This window comes from Neiella litorisoli, assembly GCF_014773395.1.
GTDB classification, from domain to species: Bacteria; Pseudomonadota; Gammaproteobacteria; order Enterobacterales; family Neiellaceae; genus Neiella; species Neiella litorisoli.
Genome location: NZ_JACXAF010000016.1, coordinates 1 through 16777, shown reverse-complemented (window position 1 = coordinate 16777; position 16777 = coordinate 1). Strand labels below are relative to the sequence as shown.

Below are 16777 nucleotides of genomic sequence, written 5' to 3'. Positions count from 1 at the left end.
CATAGAGGTTTGAGAAATAATGAAGCAATTGATTGCATTGGTTATTGCGTTGATGAGCATAGTGGCCACATGGCCGGCGCTCGCGCTCACTCAAATTACTGCAGTGGTGGACAAGAACCCGGTGCTTACCAATGAATCCTTTGTTCTTGAAATTACCGCCGATGATGATCTCAAGCGCAACGCCATTGACACCACAGTGCTGTTGAAAGATTTTGTCGTCGGCCAAACCAATATCAGCCGCTCCACTCAAATTATTAACGGCACCACCCGCCGAACGACCACATGGACCACCTTGCTGATTTGTCGCATTCCCGGCAAATACACCATCCCAGCATTTACTGCCTCGGGCGTGTCGTCAGCACCAATTGAACTGGAAGTGGTCAAAGATGTCGGCAATGCTGCCCAGCCACGAGATATTTTCTTTCGCAATGAAGTCGTTGGCTCGCCGCTCTACCCCAATCAGTCGGGCGTTCTGGTCAGCAAATTGTATCTCGCTGCGCAACTTGAGCGTGGCAGCCTTACCGAGCCCGAAGGCGAAGCCATTAGCTTCAAGCAAATGGGCGACGATGAAGATAAAGTCGAGATTATCAACGGCCGCCGTTATCGGGTGATCACTCGTAAATATGCCATGACCCCGCAACAAGCAGGAACATTCACCATCCGCCCACCGATGTTCAGCGGTATGATTGTCACTGGCAAGCCGCGGAGCTTCTTTGACAATGCCACCACCAAACCAGTGCAGGTTGTCGCCGATGATCTAAAGCTCGAAGTCATGGCCATTCCAGATACAGCCAAGCAACCATTTATTCCAGCTCAATACATCACTCTCGAAGAGTCATTTGATGCTAACGACAATCAATTGACGATCGGCCAGCCGGTGACTCGCACCATCACAGTGACCGCCACCGGCATTGACCAGAGTGTTTTGCCACCATTGCAAGTAAGTTACCCGAGCTCAGTCAACGTTTATCCCGATAAGCCGGAAGTATCGACCATCTACCAAGGCAATAGCGTCATTAGTCAGCAAGTCGAAGCCGCTGCGCTGATCGCGACCGAGCCAGGCCAGTATGTGTTACCCGAAGTGCGCCTTGAATACTGGGATACCCGCTATCATCAAATGGCTGAAGCCGTCTTACCTGAACGAACCATCACCGTGGTCGCAGGCAATCAACAAGCGCCAGCTGACGATCTAGCTCCTGCCCCAGCGCAAGTGCCGCTAGCCGAGAACACGGGCAACCTCAGCTACTCCTCACCTTGGGTTTATGGCTTATTCGCTTTGTGGTTGCTCACCCTCGCGGCTTGGTTCAGCCATGTTCGGATCATTCGGCAACGTCAACCGGCGGTAGCCCCTAAAACTAAATCTGCGCCTCGTTCAAGCAAAGCCAATGATCAATGGTTGAAGTTACAGCAAGCCATCAACCAGCAGGACGCAGGGAAGCTCAACCACACCCTTCGGGCGTGGTTAATTGAGTATTTTGGCTGCCAGTCGCTATCCCAGCTAACGAGCAGTGATCAGCAACAAGCGGCCAATCACGCCTATCAGGCAATTCAAGCAAGCCAATATGGCGGCCAGACGTTCACCGAGCAGCAATTGCAGCAGCACTATGATGATTTAACCTCAGCGTTGAACGCACTCCGCTCAGCGTCGCAGCAACAGCAGCAAGCCGATCCCTTGAGCCTCTATTCCACCAAGTAACTAATACCGCTCGATGTAGACACTCGCACCACCAGCGGGAAGTCTGCATCGATTGCGGTGGCGTCAAATTTCAGGCAAAAAAAAGGCATACCCGAAGTATGCCCAAAAGTGCTGGAGAGGCTGTGAGAATCGTTATCGTTGCCCAAGCTGAAAAATCAGCAGCTCAGCTTGGCACGAAAAAGTGAGACTGGCAGTTAATTGAACACCTTGTTCAATGGAATCAATCTGATGTTTAACAATGACTGGCTCTGACGCGATATCATTCGCGGCACTTTGCCAACCCGCAAGCACATCATTCGCAGCGTTTTCATCAGCGCACTCAGCGGTTAACGTCGCTGTGGTATCACTGTTATCAAGAATCGATCCGACATCCACACAACAACATGCTGGTGTATCTTCAATTTTCTCTGCTACTGTCTTGCTCATATCAGTTACTGCTTTAGGTCAATGGCGCTCACTATACCGAGGTGATGGTCAAGGATCTTGAACTGGATCAAATTCTGATCACACAATGGTTTGTCCCTGTTTCGACAATGGAATTGAAAAAAGTGCGAAATAAAAAACAGCACTCGCCGGTCATATCGGATATGAACAGTAAACAACAACGCTATGAAGCCCTCGTTGGGGCCTTTCATAAAGACATATACCGATACGCCTATTGGCTCTGCAGCGACCAAGCCATTGCCCAGGACCTAGTGCAGGAAACCTTCCTGCGGGCCTGGAAAAGCCTTGATTCGTTGAAAGACGTTAATGCTGCGAAATCTTGGCTGATCACCATTCTGCGCCGCGAAAACGCCCGCCGCTTCGAGCGTAAGCAGTTTGACTTGGTCGACATGGATGATGTGCCGCTGGCAGACAATGACTCGTTGGATGCCGAGGCCACCATGGAGCAACAGCTCATTCGCCGGCACATCCAGATGCTTGCACCTGAGTATCGCGAACCCTTGCTACTGCAAGTGATTGGCGGGTACAGCGGCGAAGAAATCGCAGAAGCCTTAGGCCTCAACAAAAACACCGTGATGACGCGGCTATTCCGAGCGCGTAATCAGTTAAAAGAAGCACTTGAAAATAGTATGGATAACAGGAGGCAAGGCAATGGATGACTTAGAGTTTCGTCGTCGGCTGATTGCCGAACCTTACGACGATGATGAAGCAATCAAGCAAGCGTTGCTTGAGGGCGACAATCGCCAGCAGTTTGGCAAAGACATGCGCGCACTTGATGACAAGATTGCCGCGGCGCTCAATGTTGATGTGCCGGACGATTTGGCCAATCAACTGCTGTTAAAGCAACGCTTTACCGAGCACAAAGAGCAAAATGAACGACGTAAGTGGATCTTTGCCATGGCCGCCAGCGTGACCTTAGTGGTCACTGCTACCTTTGCCCTTTGGCCTCAGCCACATGCCAATTTAGCCGATTATGCACTGGCCCATGTCTATCATGAACCAGCCACCATGACGACTTTGGATGAGAATGCCAACCTTACTCAGGTCAATGCCAAACTGGCAAGCTACGGCGCCGAAATGAGCACAGTCGATGGCCGGATCTTCTACGCAAATCATTGCGACTTTAAAGGCAAACGCAGCTTACACATGGTGTTAGAGCATCAGGGCCAGCGGGTCACTGTCTTTGTGGTGCCGCATATTGAAGCCTTTAAAGACACGCCTGCACAATTTGAAGATGGCCGGTACCACGGGGTGATCAATCGCCACGGCGAACAAGGCTTAATCATTATTGGCGAGAGCCCAACGCTGGTTGAAGAGACCAGCGGCTCGCTGGAGCAAGCCATCAAGTGGCAGCGGATCTAGTAGCGACTGGCTTAAGCGGCGGTTTTGACCATATCAACGTGGTCGATGCCGCCGTCATCATACATCTCTCCAACACACTCAAAACCCAAACTTCGATAGAATTCGCGTAAGTGCGCCTGAGCAGAAATCGCCACATCAAGCTGCGGAAAAAGAGCATCGCACTCAGCCAATAAATCAACCATGATATCGCGGCCTAAGCCCTGACCACGATAGTCTTTGTGGATCACTAACCGCCCAAGGTGGACGACCTGATGATCACCATAAGGCGGGATCAAACGAGCGTAGGCGATAGGCTGACGCTCGTCTTCAAGGACGTAATGCCAGCACTGATTGTCCAAACCATCGAGATCGCGATACAAGCTATTTTGCTCGATCATGAAGACATCCTGTCTTAATTGCAGGCAAGCCATCAAACGTTGGCAATCCAATTGGCAGAACTTCATAAAGTGGCGGGCAAAGTTATTAATCACAAATCACCTAAATAATTATCAATTTCGTCAGTTAGCCCCGTAATTATCGTTGCATATTGTATGCAAATAAATAAACTTCGCACTCTTTATGCCCGCGACCGCCTGTTCATTGTTTATCGAGCAACGCTCTGTGGGCCCGAATTATTCTGTTCATCACAAACGATTACTTTTCTATGCCACATACAAATCGACTCTCTCGCAGTATTGTTATTATCTCCTCGCTGACCGCAAGCTCGGTTAGCGCCGCCGGTTTCCAATTGAATGAACACAGCGCCAACGGCCTTGGCCGTGCCTTTGCTGGCGAAGCGGCAACGGTTGAAAATGCCGCTGTATTATCACGGAACCCAGCAGCAATGAGTCGATTCAATGGCATCGCCATCAGCGGCCAACTTAGCTACGTCAATCCTGAAGTCAACCTGTCGGGCACCACCACCAATCACTTAGGCCAACTATACAATTCCAGTTTGGCGCCAGCAGCTGAAATGATTTCTGGTAGCCAATTGAATCGAGTCACCACTGAATACTCTGCTGATAGCAAAGACGTAGCGCCTGGTGCATTTATTCCAAGCTTCTATTTTATTGCGCCAATTACTGACCGAATCCATTTCGGCTTAGCGACATTTTCAAATTTTGGTCTGAGCACCGATTACGATGATGATTTCAATGCGTTGGAATATGGCGATAAAACTGAAGTCACCACCATTAATATCAACCCGAACATCTCCTACAAGGTCAATGAACAGTTTTCCATTGGCTTTGGTGTCAATGCACTCTATGGCGATGGTAGCTTGAGCACGGCCACGCCAGCGTATATGAATGACCATGCTGCAACTTATCAGCAATACAACCAAGTGGCTGCATTGACCGGTGGCCAATTACCGGAATTACCTTTAGTACCCGGAGGCGCGACCATCGCAGATGTTGAGGGCGATGGCTGGGATTACGGCTGGAATGTTGGCTTGCTCTGGTCACCATCAACTCAAACCGACATTGCTTTGACCTATCGTTCTGCCATTAGCGTCGATTTAGAAGGTCATTTCTCTTCTGATTTACTGCAAATGGATAAAGTCGCTGGCAAGCTCACCCTCGACTTACCTGCGATTGCCGAGCTGGCCATCAACCACCGAATTGATGACCAGTGGTCGGTACAAGCAAGCTACCACTACACCGGCTGGAGTTCATTCGAAGAGTTAGTCATTGATTTTGACGACACCACTGCCATCAGCGACAGCTTGCTGTTAAAAGAAGAGAATTTTGACAATTCATGGCGCGCCGCGCTAGGCGCTACCTATGTGTTAAGCCCAGAAATTACCCTGCGAGCCGGTTATGCTTATGATTCCAGCCCAGTGAAAGACGAATACCGTAGCATTTCTATTCCCGATACGGATCGTCGCTGGTATAGCGCGGGATTAACTTACCATTTAAATAAACAGTCAAATATTGATGTTGGCGCAGCGTTCTTACATGGCAATTCAACTCGTGTGCATGAGGAATTTGAGCTACAAGGGCAAACCATTACCACACTCGATGTCGAGCTAAGTAAAGCCAATGCCTATATATTTGCAGCACAATATAATCACCAGTTTTAAATAACTGCCAAAAGCCCGTTAATTGAACGGGCTTTTTTGTAATTTTTCCATCATTGATAAATTATATTCTTTTCGCCAATTGGAATTTTCTCTATTCAGATATAAGATTAAGCCGTTATAGCGACATAATACGTACGTATCCATTCGGCAATTAGGAAGTAACATGACCAATATCACCGATATACTAGGTAACTATCGCCGCCTGCGCGCTGCGCTCCGTGGTGAAACATCTGAAGCTTTGGTGGAATACAAAGAAAAGCTAGAAGCATTGATTGAAGAAGTAAAATCAGAAGAAGCCGCTCGTTTTGAAGAAGAAAAAGAGCGCTTAGCAAAAATTGAAGAAATTAAAGCGCTAATGGCCGAAAATAACATTAGCGAATCAGACTTAGGTGTAGCCGCGGTTGCCCCGAAAGCAAAACGTGCGCCTCGCCCAGCAAAATACAAGTTTATTGCTGAAAATGGCGCAGAAGCGACTTGGACCGGTCAAGGCCGAACTCCTAAAGCACTGAAAGCACAACTTGATGCGGGCCGTTCATTGGATGAATTTCTGATTTAATGACGTTCATATCGCAGAATAAAAAAGCCTCGCTTTAGCGGGGCTTTTTTATTCCTCTACGGGGTACTCGCTAAGGCCAAATACCAATTTGCCAACAGTGCTATTTCCTCAGCCTGTTCGGGGGTTGCTAATTGAATATCTAACCAAAGGCCCTGATCATTTCGATAAATCGCCAATTCCGCCAATAGCTCACTGTGCTGATGCAATTTCAAGGCATATTGCAATGCCCCCGGCGTTCCTTTGCCTTTTGCAATAGCATCAAGCGGATTGACTATTTGTAAGTGCTTTTGAAGGGACTCAATATTGGCATCTGCTGCAGCAGTTTCTAATGTCACCTCATCGGCGAGCGCAAATAATGACGCCAAATCGACCGGTTGCAACCAAGATTGCTGCTCACTACTTAATTCAATTAATTGTTCAATTTGATAGCTATAACTGTCTTTATCTACCCTTAACCATTGCTGGCCGTCAGCTATTTCTGATAACCAAATATGACGGAAGAAGTTGCCCTCGGCGAGAATAGTTAAATGATATTGGGCGGTTAACTCTGCGAAATCCGTTTTAGTATTCCAAGGCGCAGTCGCCACTGCTTTAGATTCGTCAGGATAATCTACAGAAGCAGTAATGGAAGCGCGCGATAGCTGGCCAATTAATTTCGCCAGACGCGTCATGTTCACCGGATAATTATCCGCTTCTTTGATTTGCCAGCCAGTTACCTCCGAATCGCTCGCTGGCTCCATGGTCAACCAAGGCTGATGTTGCTGATCATCGATACGAATTTGCGTCAACGCAGGACTGTGGACCATTAACATCGGCAAGAATATGCCTTGCCTTGGCCCAGTTGCTTGGTTGGTGTCGCTAAACGCGTAGATCACCAACGCAATTGCTAAAGACACAGTCACCGACCAAAAAATGAGTTGACGACGAGATCGATACATAAAAGCCAGCCTCCGGGTAATTCAGCAGCTTACTTGCGCTGCCATCTCAACCCGAGCAGAATACGCTGAGATTGCCGACATGGAAAATAATATTGTGAATAAGCTGCCTTTAATTCTGGCGTTGTTGTTGGGCGCATGTGCCAGCGACTATGATGTCAGCACCAATTTAGATCCGCAGAACTTCAAAGACTACTTCAAGCCCAGCGAAGTCCAACTGTTCCCTGCAAGTGAACTACCAGAGGGAGCCAAGCGCATTGCCGCGGTATCTGGCTTTAGCTGCCAAGAAAACAGCAATGCCGTGCCAGCTTCGATTGCTGACGCTCGCACCGATGCGCGTATCAAAGCGGCCAATCAAGGAGCCAATGCGCTGGTGATCGACGTTTGCGAAACAGAGCAAAACACCGAGTCGCCCGCTTGCGTGATCTTAGTGTCCTGCTACGGCAGAGCCTTTGCTATCGCAGCGACGGAACAACCATGATTGCCATTGGCACCATTCGCTCGCCCTATGGCGAGAAATTTGCCATTCCACGGCAACCTGGGTTGGCCCCCGAAGCATTAGGCTACTGCGATTTAACCGGTGAATTTGGCGTTGCAGAAACAGTCCGAGGATTGAACCAATTCAGCCATATCTGGCTTATTTTTCAATTTCATCAGACCGTCGCAAAAGGCTGGCAACCACTGGTGCGGCCGCCGCGACTTGGTGGCAACAAAAAGGTCGGTGTGTTTGCCTCTCGCAGCACCTTTCGCCCCAATGGTATTGGTATGTCGTTGGTGGAATTGGTCGACGTTGAGTCTCTCAACATCGATGGCCAACCGACCAACCGTTTGACGCTGCGAGGATTGGATTTGGTAGATGGCACGCCAGTGCTCGACATCAAGCCTTACTTACCTTATGCCGAGGCAATTACAGACGCTAAGGCCGGTTATGCCGATGAGAAGCCCTCAGGCCAGCTTGCAGTGATCTGGTCACAAGCGGCCCTACAAGGCTTGACCAATAAGCCATCAGCACAATTACCAACACTGGATATAAAAGTGTTGATTGAGCAAGTATTGAGTCAAGATCCCAGACCTGCCTATCAAGCAGGTAAAGACAGCGACCGAATCTATGGCGTCAAACTGGCTAGCATGGATGTTAAATTCCATTTTCCAGCTCCGACCGTAGTCGAAGTGCTGAGCCTAGTTGCGCTTTGTTAGAGCGGCTAGCTCAAGCGAGTTTTGCTTAACGAATCGGATTCAACTGGGTGTTGCTTGTAGTAGTGGTCTTTGGCTTCATACATTCGCTCGTCGGCACGATGGAACAAGTGATTAATGCCAACTTCTTCACTGGAGGCATAACCTACACTGAAGCTCATGGGAATTGACTTAGTCGAGCCGTCTTGCTGCGTAAGAACTAGGTGTTGGTCTTGCTGTTCGGCTAGGCGCGCCATTAAACGCTCGCAGCTGGCTACCGTTCCCTCTTGCACCAGTAAAACAAACTCATCACCGCCCATGCGGAACAATTGGTCAGTTTTGCGGCAACTATCAAGCAATATTTGAACAATGGCTTTAATAAACTGATCACCGGCATCATGACCAAACTGATCATTCACTCGTTTCAAGCCATTGGCGTCAATCACAAAGATTCCGACATGATTGGTTGGGTAACGCTCGAGAATGTGGCGGCAACGATCAAAGGATTCATTAAATGCTTTGCGATTCGGCAGGTCGGTCAGCTCATCGGTTCGGGCCGCCAACTCTAACTCCGATGTCAGCTGAATGGTTTCGGTGATGACACTAATTTGCTTGGCAAATACTCGGACAATATCACGCTCTTGCGGGCTCACTTCGTCCAACTGAAACGCCAGCACCCCTAAAAAATTGTGGGTGCGGGAAATCAAATCAAACAGATAGAACCGTTTGCCCTGATTAACCAGAGTTTCAGGCAGGCTTTGTTGCTTGTAGCTGGCGCGTTGCTGCAGTTCAGCCAGCAGCCATTGCTCATCCGCCGATGTTAGGCCTAACGATTTAAATTGATGTTGCGATGCTCGAGACACACCGATAAGCAGCGCAACAGGGACGTCATCAAACAGTTCATGGAGCTGATTGAGACATAAATCAATGATCTCACCGTGTTCTGTGCATTGCTGAAGCTCAATACTCAAACGCTGCAAGCTCTGCAAGATTTGGCGGCTTCGGCCCTCACGAGCGGCGGTTTCACTCAGCGCTTTAGTTTTCTCTGCTACCCGTGCTTCGAGCTGCTCATTAAGGGCGCGTACCTTGGTTAGGTATTCGCCTTTTAAATCATCAATTCGTTGGAGCTCTTCATTTTTCTGATGCAAACTATCAAGCTGCATGCGGATGGTGCTACCCATTTCAGAGAGAAGATGGCGCACATCTTCAAACTCACTGAACTTGAACTTCTCCCCTTTTGAGCTGTAATGGCCCTGACCGAAGCGCTTGAGAATTTCCGACAATTGTTTGAACGGCGTACCGAGCCAGTTGGCCACCAGAAATGCCACCAGCACCGATAAGCAAATAGCAATGGCAATACCCAAGGTCAGCGCATTCATCGACTCTTGCAGCTGCAACATGCGAGCCGAACGGCTGACATGCAATTGCATCATGTACTCGAGTTGATTGGAGCTGTAGTCACTGACCAGTGGCAGTACGTCACGCTCCACCATGTGGTCATCATGCTGCAGTTCAAGCAATTTCATTTTCGGCGATGCCACAATGACCTCATCGCCATGAAGAATTTCAATGATCTCGTCGGTACCAAGGTTGTCGGCAACCACTTTGTAGATCACATCAAACGGTAATATGGCCAAAATGTAGCCCGCCGGCTCTCGGGTCAGACCTTCTTGCAGCGAGTGCAGGTATAACGGCATCAACACAGCGGCGCCATAGGGTGATTCGGTACTCAGCTGCTGTTTATTGCGTGATGGCCGCACCAAGTTGTCATTATCAAACTCAATCAGGTGCTGTCGTTTTTCTCGCACTAAGCCTGATGCCACGGCTAATTTTGCATCGGCTAGTAGCTGACTGCTTTCATAGCTGGGGATATCGCCTAATACTTCGTCAACCACATGCAATTCTGCGTCAAGCAAATACAAGCTCGACACCAGCGGCGTTTGCTCGACAAACTGCAGCATTGAATTGTGGGCGTTGCTGACAAACAAAAAGCTATCAAGTGCTTGAATGAGATATCGTTCGGATGAGAACAGTTTGAAGTTGGTAGAAAAGATTGAAAATTTAAAGCGAATATCCTGCGACATGCTGAACAGAACTCGGTTCAACTCCTGCTCCATTGAGTCCTGGGTTGCTTGGTATTGGCGGTCAAGCAGCATCAGCGAAATAGTGACCGACGGCACGATCGCAGCAGCCAAAATAACGATACCCAGCAAATGTCGGATTTTCACAGCGACTCCTAACGGCTTGCCATAAACCGTGCTAACTCCTTCTCTGCCACCTGCTGCATATACTGCGCAGTTTGCTCTGGCGTGTAACCGTTATTGACAAAACGCTTATAGGCCATGGCCATGGCTTGCCAAACAATCGCCATGGCGGCTTCACTTGGCATCGGATTGGTCATGGCCAGTTGCTGTAACAACAAGCGCTGCTGACCCGAAACACTCTGTTTTAAGGCATTGAATACGATACTGTTGGTCGGCAATAGCTGATAGTGTTGATAGGTTTGACGTTGAATCGCCTCGGTTTGGACAAAACGCGCAAATTGCCGCAACACAGCCTGCCGCTTACTGTCGCCCATGACGCGAGGAAAAGCCAGCGTAAAGGTCGAACTAAATGGCTTGAGCGGCTTGTCATCAATAGCGGGCAGAATGGCCAGGCCCAAATCCTCTCCCAACTCGTCACTCAAATCGGCATAAGCCCAATCGCCATTAATTGAATAAGCCGTGGAGCGCTCAACAAAGTCTTTTTGGGCACAGTTGTAGTCGCAAGCTGGGTCAATTAAACCGCGGCTGCCTAGCGATTGATAAAAGCGCAAGGCGGCCACCATTTGCGGCGTATCAAGGGTGACTTCGCCGTTGGTGATAGGTGTACTGCCGTAAGCCCCCAAAAAAGCAACAAACCAGAACATCTCGCCATAATTCCAGCCAATGGTTCGAACACCTTTGCTCGATAATTTGTCCTTTTGCTCAAATAGCTGCTGCCAAGTCGCGGCGGGCTCATCAACTAATGACTTGTTGTAATAAAGCATTAAGTGATTGCCTTGGATCACAGGCACGCCAAAGAGTTTGCCATCAACAATCGCGGTGTCTTTAGCACCGGCAGAAATAGCTGGATCGAGCCAACTATCGTCCAATCGATTGAGTTTCAGCTCATGGTACAAGCCCAAGAAATCCGACGGCACAAAGATGATATCGGGCAACACATTATTTTTTGCGCCGAGTAATAGCTCGGCCTTAACCCGAGATGTTTTATAAGCAGAGATGCGGATCTTTTGCCCTGTTTCAGCCTCAAATTGCTCAGCTAGATGAACCACAAAGTCCTGTGCTTGATGGGCATGCCAAAGCTCGATATCGGCACTTTTTGCCGAAACAGACAGAGTCAATAGCAGCACGCTAAGGAACGCTTTAATAGACATTTAGTCTCCTGTTGTCGTTGCAAAAAGTTGCTTCAGGCTTGTGCCGCCTGCCGTTCTTGTTGGTCATTGTTCTGGTGAAACACCTTGGCAGGAACCACGGTTCTAGCGGTATCGTAGCCAACTTGAAACAAGCGTTCCTTGTCTTCATCACTTAAATGGAAATCGACCGGCGAGGTATTACCAGTATTGACCACCACAGTACGGTGCCAGAATTTGTCGTTGACGTACTCTCGACTAATGGTGGTCATGAATGTTCGGATCAGCAACAGCACATAGTTGACCACTGGGAACATGCCATCCGTTTCGAGCGGTTTTTCATCGGCATCACCGCGCAGCCGGAAACACACCACTGGCGTGCCGTCGTCAGCCCAATCTCTGTGTAGGGCATCTTCGGACAAAATACTGCCATCGACCATCAGGTGTTTATCATAAGGCTTAAAGGCGAAGATCAATGGAATCGACATCGAAAACCGGACCGCACGGGAGACTTTTTCATTTGGTGTCAGGGTCCGGTCAAACACCACGGGCACGCCATTTCGGACATCAGTCGCCACCACGTGCAAGTCCATCGGTAAGTCTTTAAAGCACGCCCCTTGAAGTTGTTTATCCAACCACGCCTCAAATTTGTCACCCGAGCAAAGCCCGCCATTGCGCACCAAACTGATCAAAGAAAAGCCCTTGAACTGCTCAAAATCAGTATCAAGGGCAATTTGTTTAATCTCGGCGAGGGATTTGCCGCTGGCATACAAGGCGCTGATGATGCTGCCTCCGGACACACCAACAATACGATCAAAGCTAATGTTCATGTCACCCAATGCCGCCAAGATGCCGATATGAGCAGGTAACCGAGTACCACCTCCAGCGAAGATAGGAACCATTTTGCTGACCGCAGTGTTGACGCTAGTGCTCATACTCACCCAGTTTGATTCGATGTAGATGGTATGAGTATGGCTCAATGGTGGAATTTAACGATTATTCAGCCGTTGGTGCCGCTGAAAGATTGCAAGCGGTCACAAAAAACAGAAGCCAACTCGGTCGAGTTGGCTTCTGTTAATGGTAATAATGAACTAGAGCCTGTTGCTCTTTGCTATGTGTTTTTTCAGTAATAAACGAATGAAATTCATACACCAAAGGTCAACAGGCTCTAGCGTTACTGGCCAACTTTTAGCTGTTGCCAATAGTTATTGTAAATTTCGATGGCTTCGCCAACGTCACTTTGAAATTCACCTTTTTCAATGACACTTTGCGGCGGAAAAATAACTGGATTGTCGCGCAGCTCTTTATCCAACATGGCAATGGCCGTTTTGTTCGGAGTGGCATAACCAACGTATTCAACACAGGATTTGGCGATTTCTGGCTGCATCATAAAATTGATAAATGCATGAGCCTCTTTGACATTGCTGGCACCTGCGGGAATCGCAAAGCTATCGACCCAAAACACCGCGCCTTCATCGGGGTAAACGTACTGAATGGCGTCATCTTCTTCTTGCGCCATCATCACTTCGCCGTTCCAAATCATGCCAAAATTGACATCGCCCGCCATATAAGGCTCTCGCGGCGCATCGGAATTAAACAGCAGCACATTAGGCATCAACTTTTTCAGTAACTCATAAGCCTGCTTAATTTCATCTGGATTAGTGGTGTTGGGCGAATGGCCATTGAGCACCAAGGCAACATGGAACACTTCGCGGACATCATCCATTAACAACAACTGCCCTTTGTATTGCGGCTCCCATAATTGTTTCCAACTATGGATGGTGCTGATATCCATCTCAGAAGTATTCACGCCTAATCCGGTCGAGCCCCAGAAATAAGGAATGCTGTAGTTGTTTTGCGGATCATATTCTTTATTCAGCAAAGCCGAATCTAAATGTTTCAGGTTAGGCAGCAATTCTTTTTGCAGCGGCTGAATCATTTTTTCTTTTGCCATTTTGGCAACGTAATAGGTGGAAGGCACAACCACGTCATAACCCGCATTCTTCTGCAATTGCAGTTTTGAATACATGGTTTCGTTACTTTCATAGGTGGCGTAAACCACTTCAATACCCGTCTCTGCGGTAAACCGCTCAATGGTGTCCTCTGGAATGTATTCACTCCAGTTGTAAACCACGACTTTGCCGCCCGCCATTGCCGCCAACGGGGCCATGATAACGGTGGTAGCCAACAAGCGAATCCAGTTCTTCACGTCACTTTTCTCCTGACTAAAAGACTAAAAATAATCAGCGATATCACCGAAATGGCGAGCAACAAGGTTGCCAGCACATTGACTTCCGGTGACACCCCAACTTTGACCATTGAAAACACTCGGATCGGCAGTACGTCATAATCCGGTCCAGTCACAAATGAGCTGATGATGACGTCATCCAAACTGAGTGTGAAACTCAATAACCAGCCTGCCAACACTGAAGGCAACAACAGCGGCAATAAGATGGTTCGAAAGGTATGCCATTCGCTGGCGCCAAGATCTTGGGCAGCCTCGATTAAATGGGTATCAAAACCTTTGAGCTGAGCATACACAGTGATCACCACAAACGGTAAGCAAAAAGTGATGTGAGCGAGCAATAAGGTCCAAAATCCCAGCTGCATGCCGAGCGCAACAAACAATACTAAGAACGTAATGGCCAGCACGATATCTGGCGACATCATCACCACAAATAAAGCCGAACTAGCCGCTCGTTTGAAACGAAAGCGATAACGATAGATGGCCAGCGCCATTAAGGTACCGATCAACGCCGCTGCGGTGGCAGCGAGCAGAGCAATGGTGGCTGAATGAGTAAAAGCCGTTAGCAAGGTGTCATTGGCCAGTAGCTTTTCGTACCACTTCCACGAAAAGCCACTCCATTTGTAGCCATATTTAGACTTGTTAAAGGAGTTGACCACCAACACCACAATCGGCGCGTACAGGTAGACAAACACCAACGCGACCAGCAGCACTTTAAAGATTCTCATCATCTAAACCTCCGCGCCGCTGGACGAATCGGTTGGCCAGCACATAGAGCCATAACATCGCTGCCATCATGACAATCAGAGTGATGCTAAAGGCGGAGCCAAATGGCCAATCACGGACCACCAGAAATTGGTTTTTGATGACGTTGCCGAGCAACAAGTTTTTCGCCCCGCCCAACAAGTCGGCGACGTAAAACATGCCCATCGCGGGTAAGAACACAATTAAACAGCCAGCAATAATGCCCGGTGCCGTCAATGGCAACACAATATGAATAAAGCGCTGGGCCGCATTGGCACCGAGATCTTTTGATGCTTCAGATAAGTCAGCCGACAGCTTCTCAAAGCTAGCAATCAACGGCAGCACCATGAAAGGTAATAACACGTAAACCAAGCCGACAATCACCGCAAACTCGGTATACAGCATGGTAATGGGTTGCTCGATGATGCCGGTGCTCACCAATAGCGAATTAATCAGCCCTTTTTTGCCAAGGATCAGCTTGATGGCGTAAGTTCGAATCAGGCTATTGGTCCAAAACGGCACCATCATCAACACCAGCAACACCGCTCTTAGCCATGGCGGTTGCTTCGCCAGAATGTAGGCAAAGGGGTAGCCTATCAGCAGGCAGACAAGAGTCGCCACGGCCGATAACCAAAGACTGTGAAAAAACACGTCAAAGTAAATCGGCTGCAGCACTTTGCTGTAGCTTTCCAACGACAGCGGCCAGACCGCCAGGTGCTCGGTATCTGGCGTCATAAAGCTGGTCATGATGACCAGCGCATGAGGCGCAATCACCATCAGTGTCAGCCACCCCAAGGTCAGGGTGATCACCAATTGCCGAAAACTCAGCACTTGGCCAAAATCAGGCCTGCTCATTCCAGCGGCCCTGCTTTGATGACATGCTCCCAGCCATCAATCCAACTCACCCACACCCGCTGATTAATGGAGTAATCAAAATCTGGGTCGTCTTCATTGAAAAATTCGCTGGCACGCAGGGTGTTGCCATTCTCAAGGGCAATCAGGGTATCGATGGTTTTGCCGGTGTAACTGCGCTCCAGTACTTTGCCAAGAAAGCCCTGCTCGTTCGTCGGTCGATCTTCGATGTACTCAATTCGCAGATCCTCAGGCCGCAGCAGCACATGAACTTGGTCGCCCACGTCTAAACGAAACTCAGCTCCGGCGATTTTCTTCACCCCGCCAATATTCACCAAATAACTGAGTTCATCATCCTTGGCTGCTTCCACGACCCCATCAAACACATTGATTTCACCGATAAAATCAGCCACAAACATATTTCTTGGCGCTTCATAAATCTCCCGCGGGGAGCCAATTTGTTGGGGCTGCCCATGGTTCATCACCAGTACCCGGTCAGACATCGACAACGCCTCTTCCTGATCGTGGGTAACATAAACAAAGGTGATCCCCAGTTTGCGCTGGATCTGCTTCAACTCCATTTGCATTTGCTGTCGGAGCTTGTGATCCAAGGCGCTCAGTGATTCATCTAACAACAGCACTTTTGGCTTCATGACAATGGCGCGAGCAATGGCAACCCGCTGCTTTTGTCCGCCGGATAACTGATGCGGTTTGCGCCCCTCAAAACCATTGAGTTTGACAATGGCCAATGCGTCGCTCACCCGCTGCTTAATCTCGGCTTTGGCAACGCCGGCCATGCGCAAACCAAAACCAATATTTTCAGCAACCGACATATGAGGAAACAGCGCATAGCTCTGAAACACCGTATTTACGGGCCGCTGCTCTGCGGCGACGGCTGCGATATCAGCACCATCGAGCATGATTTGACCACTATCAGCCTGCTCAAAACCGGCAATTAATCGCAGTACAGTGGTCTTGCCGCACCCTGACGGGCCCAGAATGGTAAAGAACTCGCCATCAAAAATATCCAGTGAAAATTCCGATAACACGTTTTGCGAGCCGAAACCCTTGACGATTTTCCGCAACGACAGCAACACCTTCGCGTCAGCCATGCTTACTTTGCCTCATTTCAATCTAGCACTCGGGGAAATTGTAATTCAGCCAATGAAAAACAACGAATAATCCGTGGCGAACACGCCATAAAAGAAAAGCCAGGCAACATGCCCTGTCTCTTATACACAAATCCCCGCTAAGCAATTGGCGGGGATTTTTTTGAACTTTTTCCGTGAACTTCGATCTGATCTCCACATTACTTTTTTG

Annotated in this window: 17 protein-coding genes; 7 read left to right on the top strand and 10 right to left on the bottom strand. The window is 48.8% G+C overall.

Annotated features, from left to right (window positions below):
- The first annotated feature begins 19 nt into the window (after window positions 1-19).
- On the top strand, window positions 20-1696 hold the full coding sequence (locus IC617_RS12480; protein ID WP_191145322.1) for a BatD family protein: 1677 nt from the start codon (window positions 20-22) through the stop codon (window positions 1694-1696).
- A 132-nt stretch (window positions 1697-1828) separates the two neighbouring features.
- Here IC617_RS12480 and IC617_RS12475 read toward each other — a convergent pair whose 3' ends face one another.
- Complete coding sequence (locus tag IC617_RS12475; protein WP_191145321.1) at window positions 1829-2122, bottom strand: YfcZ/YiiS family protein; 294 nt, start codon at window positions 2120-2122, stop codon at window positions 1829-1831.
- A 107-nt stretch (window positions 2123-2229) separates the two neighbouring features.
- On the opposite strand from IC617_RS12475, the gene IC617_RS12470 reads away from it, so the two are divergent.
- Complete coding sequence (locus IC617_RS12470) at window positions 2230-2799, top strand: sigma-70 family RNA polymerase sigma factor (protein WP_191145320.1); 570 nt, start codon at window positions 2230-2232, stop codon at window positions 2797-2799.
- Window positions 2792-3502 (top strand): DUF3379 family protein, encoded by a 711-nt coding sequence (locus tag IC617_RS12465; protein WP_191145319.1) that lies wholly within the window; start codon window positions 2792-2794, stop codon window positions 3500-3502. Before IC617_RS12470 ends, IC617_RS12465 begins: the two co-directional genes overlap by 8 nt.
- Window positions 3503-3513: 11 nt before the next feature.
- Here IC617_RS12465 and IC617_RS12460 read toward each other — a convergent pair whose 3' ends face one another.
- Window positions 3514-3879, bottom strand: coding sequence for a GNAT family N-acetyltransferase (locus tag IC617_RS12460; RefSeq protein WP_191145318.1), 366 nt, complete (start codon window positions 3877-3879; stop codon window positions 3514-3516).
- Between the two features lie 266 nt (window positions 3880-4145).
- Between IC617_RS12460 and IC617_RS12455 the strand changes: the two genes are divergently transcribed.
- Window positions 4146-5561: an outer membrane protein transport protein gene (locus IC617_RS12455; RefSeq protein WP_191145317.1), complete on the top strand. Its 1416-nt coding sequence runs from the start codon at window positions 4146-4148 to the stop codon at window positions 5559-5561.
- 163 nt (window positions 5562-5724) lie between these two features.
- Window positions 5725-6117: an H-NS histone family protein gene (locus IC617_RS12450; protein ID WP_191145316.1), complete on the top strand. Its 393-nt coding sequence runs from the start codon at window positions 5725-5727 to the stop codon at window positions 6115-6117.
- 56 nt (window positions 6118-6173) lie between these two features.
- On the opposite strand, the gene IC617_RS12445 is transcribed toward IC617_RS12450, so the two are convergent.
- A complete protein-coding gene (locus IC617_RS12445; RefSeq protein WP_191145315.1) occupies window positions 6174-7055 on the bottom strand; it encodes a hypothetical protein in 882 nt (293 codons plus the stop codon).
- Window positions 7056-7134: 79 nt separating this feature from the next.
- Between IC617_RS12445 and rcsF the strand changes: the two genes are divergently transcribed.
- Together rcsF and tsaA are read left to right on the top strand one after the other, a co-directional pair.
- Entirely contained in the window at window positions 7135-7533 is a 399-nt protein-coding gene (gene rcsF, locus IC617_RS12440; RefSeq protein WP_191145314.1) for an Rcs stress response system protein RcsF, read from the top strand.
- Window positions 7530-8249 (top strand): tRNA (N6-threonylcarbamoyladenosine(37)-N6)-methyltransferase TrmO, encoded by a 720-nt coding sequence (gene tsaA, locus IC617_RS12435; protein ID WP_191145313.1) that lies wholly within the window; start codon window positions 7530-7532, stop codon window positions 8247-8249. Before rcsF ends, tsaA begins: the two co-directional genes overlap by 4 nt.
- A gap of 5 nt (window positions 8250-8254) precedes the next feature.
- Here the strand turns inward: tsaA and IC617_RS19085 are convergent, their stop codons facing one another.
- The 7 genes from IC617_RS19085 to potA all read right to left on the bottom strand — a co-directional run bounded on the left by IC617_RS19085 (window position 8255) and on the right by potA (window position 16569).
- Complete coding sequence (locus tag IC617_RS19085) at window positions 8255-10453, bottom strand: diguanylate cyclase domain-containing protein (RefSeq protein ID WP_191145312.1); 2199 nt, start codon at window positions 10451-10453, stop codon at window positions 8255-8257.
- Window positions 10454-10461: 8 nt separating this feature from the next.
- Window positions 10462-11640 carry a sugar ABC transporter substrate-binding protein gene (locus IC617_RS12425; RefSeq protein ID WP_191145311.1) on the bottom strand — a complete coding sequence of 393 codons (1179 nt, stop codon included), beginning with the start codon at window positions 11638-11640 and terminating at the stop codon, window positions 10462-10464.
- Between the two features lie 32 nt (window positions 11641-11672).
- Window positions 11673-12551 carry a patatin-like phospholipase family protein gene (locus IC617_RS12420; protein ID WP_191145310.1) on the bottom strand — a complete coding sequence of 293 codons (879 nt, stop codon included), beginning with the start codon at window positions 12549-12551 and terminating at the stop codon, window positions 11673-11675.
- Window positions 12552-12790: 239 nt separating this feature from the next.
- Window positions 12791-13825, bottom strand: coding sequence for an extracellular solute-binding protein (locus tag IC617_RS12415; protein WP_369410400.1), 1035 nt, complete (start codon window positions 13823-13825; stop codon window positions 12791-12793).
- Window positions 13822-14592, bottom strand: a complete 771-nt coding sequence (potC, locus tag IC617_RS12410) for a spermidine/putrescine ABC transporter permease PotC (protein WP_191145309.1) — start codon at window positions 14590-14592, stop codon at window positions 13822-13824. The genes IC617_RS12415 and potC overlap by 4 nt, the downstream gene beginning before the upstream one ends.
- Window positions 14576-15460 carry a spermidine/putrescine ABC transporter permease PotB gene (gene potB / locus IC617_RS12405; RefSeq protein WP_191145308.1) on the bottom strand — a complete coding sequence of 295 codons (885 nt, stop codon included), beginning with the start codon at window positions 15458-15460 and terminating at the stop codon, window positions 14576-14578. The genes potC and potB overlap by 17 nt, the downstream gene beginning before the upstream one ends.
- Complete coding sequence (gene potA / locus IC617_RS12400) at window positions 15457-16569, bottom strand: spermidine/putrescine ABC transporter ATP-binding protein PotA (RefSeq protein ID WP_191145307.1); 1113 nt, start codon at window positions 16567-16569, stop codon at window positions 15457-15459. The genes potB and potA overlap by 4 nt, the downstream gene beginning before the upstream one ends.
- Window positions 16570-16777: the final 208 nt, after the last annotated feature.

Coding starts and splice junctions, on each gene's coding strand:
- IC617_RS12480 (WP_191145322.1), top strand. CDS start 20: ATGAAGCAATTGATTGCATTGGTTATTGCGTTGATGAGCATAGTGGCC.
- IC617_RS12475 (WP_191145321.1), bottom strand. CDS start 2,122: ATGAGCAAGACAGTAGCAGAGAAAATTGAAGATACACCAGCATGTTGT.
- IC617_RS12470 (WP_191145320.1), top strand. CDS start 2,230: ATGGAATTGAAAAAAGTGCGAAATAAAAAACAGCACTCGCCGGTCATA.
- IC617_RS12465 (WP_191145319.1), top strand. CDS start 2,792: ATGGATGACTTAGAGTTTCGTCGTCGGCTGATTGCCGAACCTTACGAC.
- IC617_RS12460 (WP_191145318.1), bottom strand. CDS start 3,879: ATGATCGAGCAAAATAGCTTGTATCGCGATCTCGATGGTTTGGACAAT.
- IC617_RS12455 (WP_191145317.1), top strand. CDS start 4,146: ATGCCACATACAAATCGACTCTCTCGCAGTATTGTTATTATCTCCTCG.
- IC617_RS12450 (WP_191145316.1), top strand. CDS start 5,725: ATGACCAATATCACCGATATACTAGGTAACTATCGCCGCCTGCGCGCT.
- IC617_RS12445 (WP_191145315.1), bottom strand. CDS start 7,055: ATGTATCGATCTCGTCGTCAACTCATTTTTTGGTCGGTGACTGTGTCT.
- rcsF (WP_191145314.1), top strand. CDS start 7,135: ATGGAAAATAATATTGTGAATAAGCTGCCTTTAATTCTGGCGTTGTTG.
- tsaA (WP_191145313.1), top strand. CDS start 7,530: ATGATTGCCATTGGCACCATTCGCTCGCCCTATGGCGAGAAATTTGCC.
- IC617_RS12425 (WP_191145311.1), bottom strand. CDS start 11,640: ATGTCTATTAAAGCGTTCCTTAGCGTGCTGCTATTGACTCTGTCTGTT.
- IC617_RS12420 (WP_191145310.1), bottom strand. CDS start 12,551: ATGAGCACTAGCGTCAACACTGCGGTCAGCAAAATGGTTCCTATCTTC.
- potC (WP_191145309.1), bottom strand. CDS start 14,592: ATGATGAGAATCTTTAAAGTGCTGCTGGTCGCGTTGGTGTTTGTCTAC.
- potB (WP_191145308.1), bottom strand. CDS start 15,460: ATGAGCAGGCCTGATTTTGGCCAAGTGCTGAGTTTTCGGCAATTGGTG.
- potA (WP_191145307.1), bottom strand. CDS start 16,569: ATGGCTGACGCGAAGGTGTTGCTGTCGTTGCGGAAAATCGTCAAGGGT.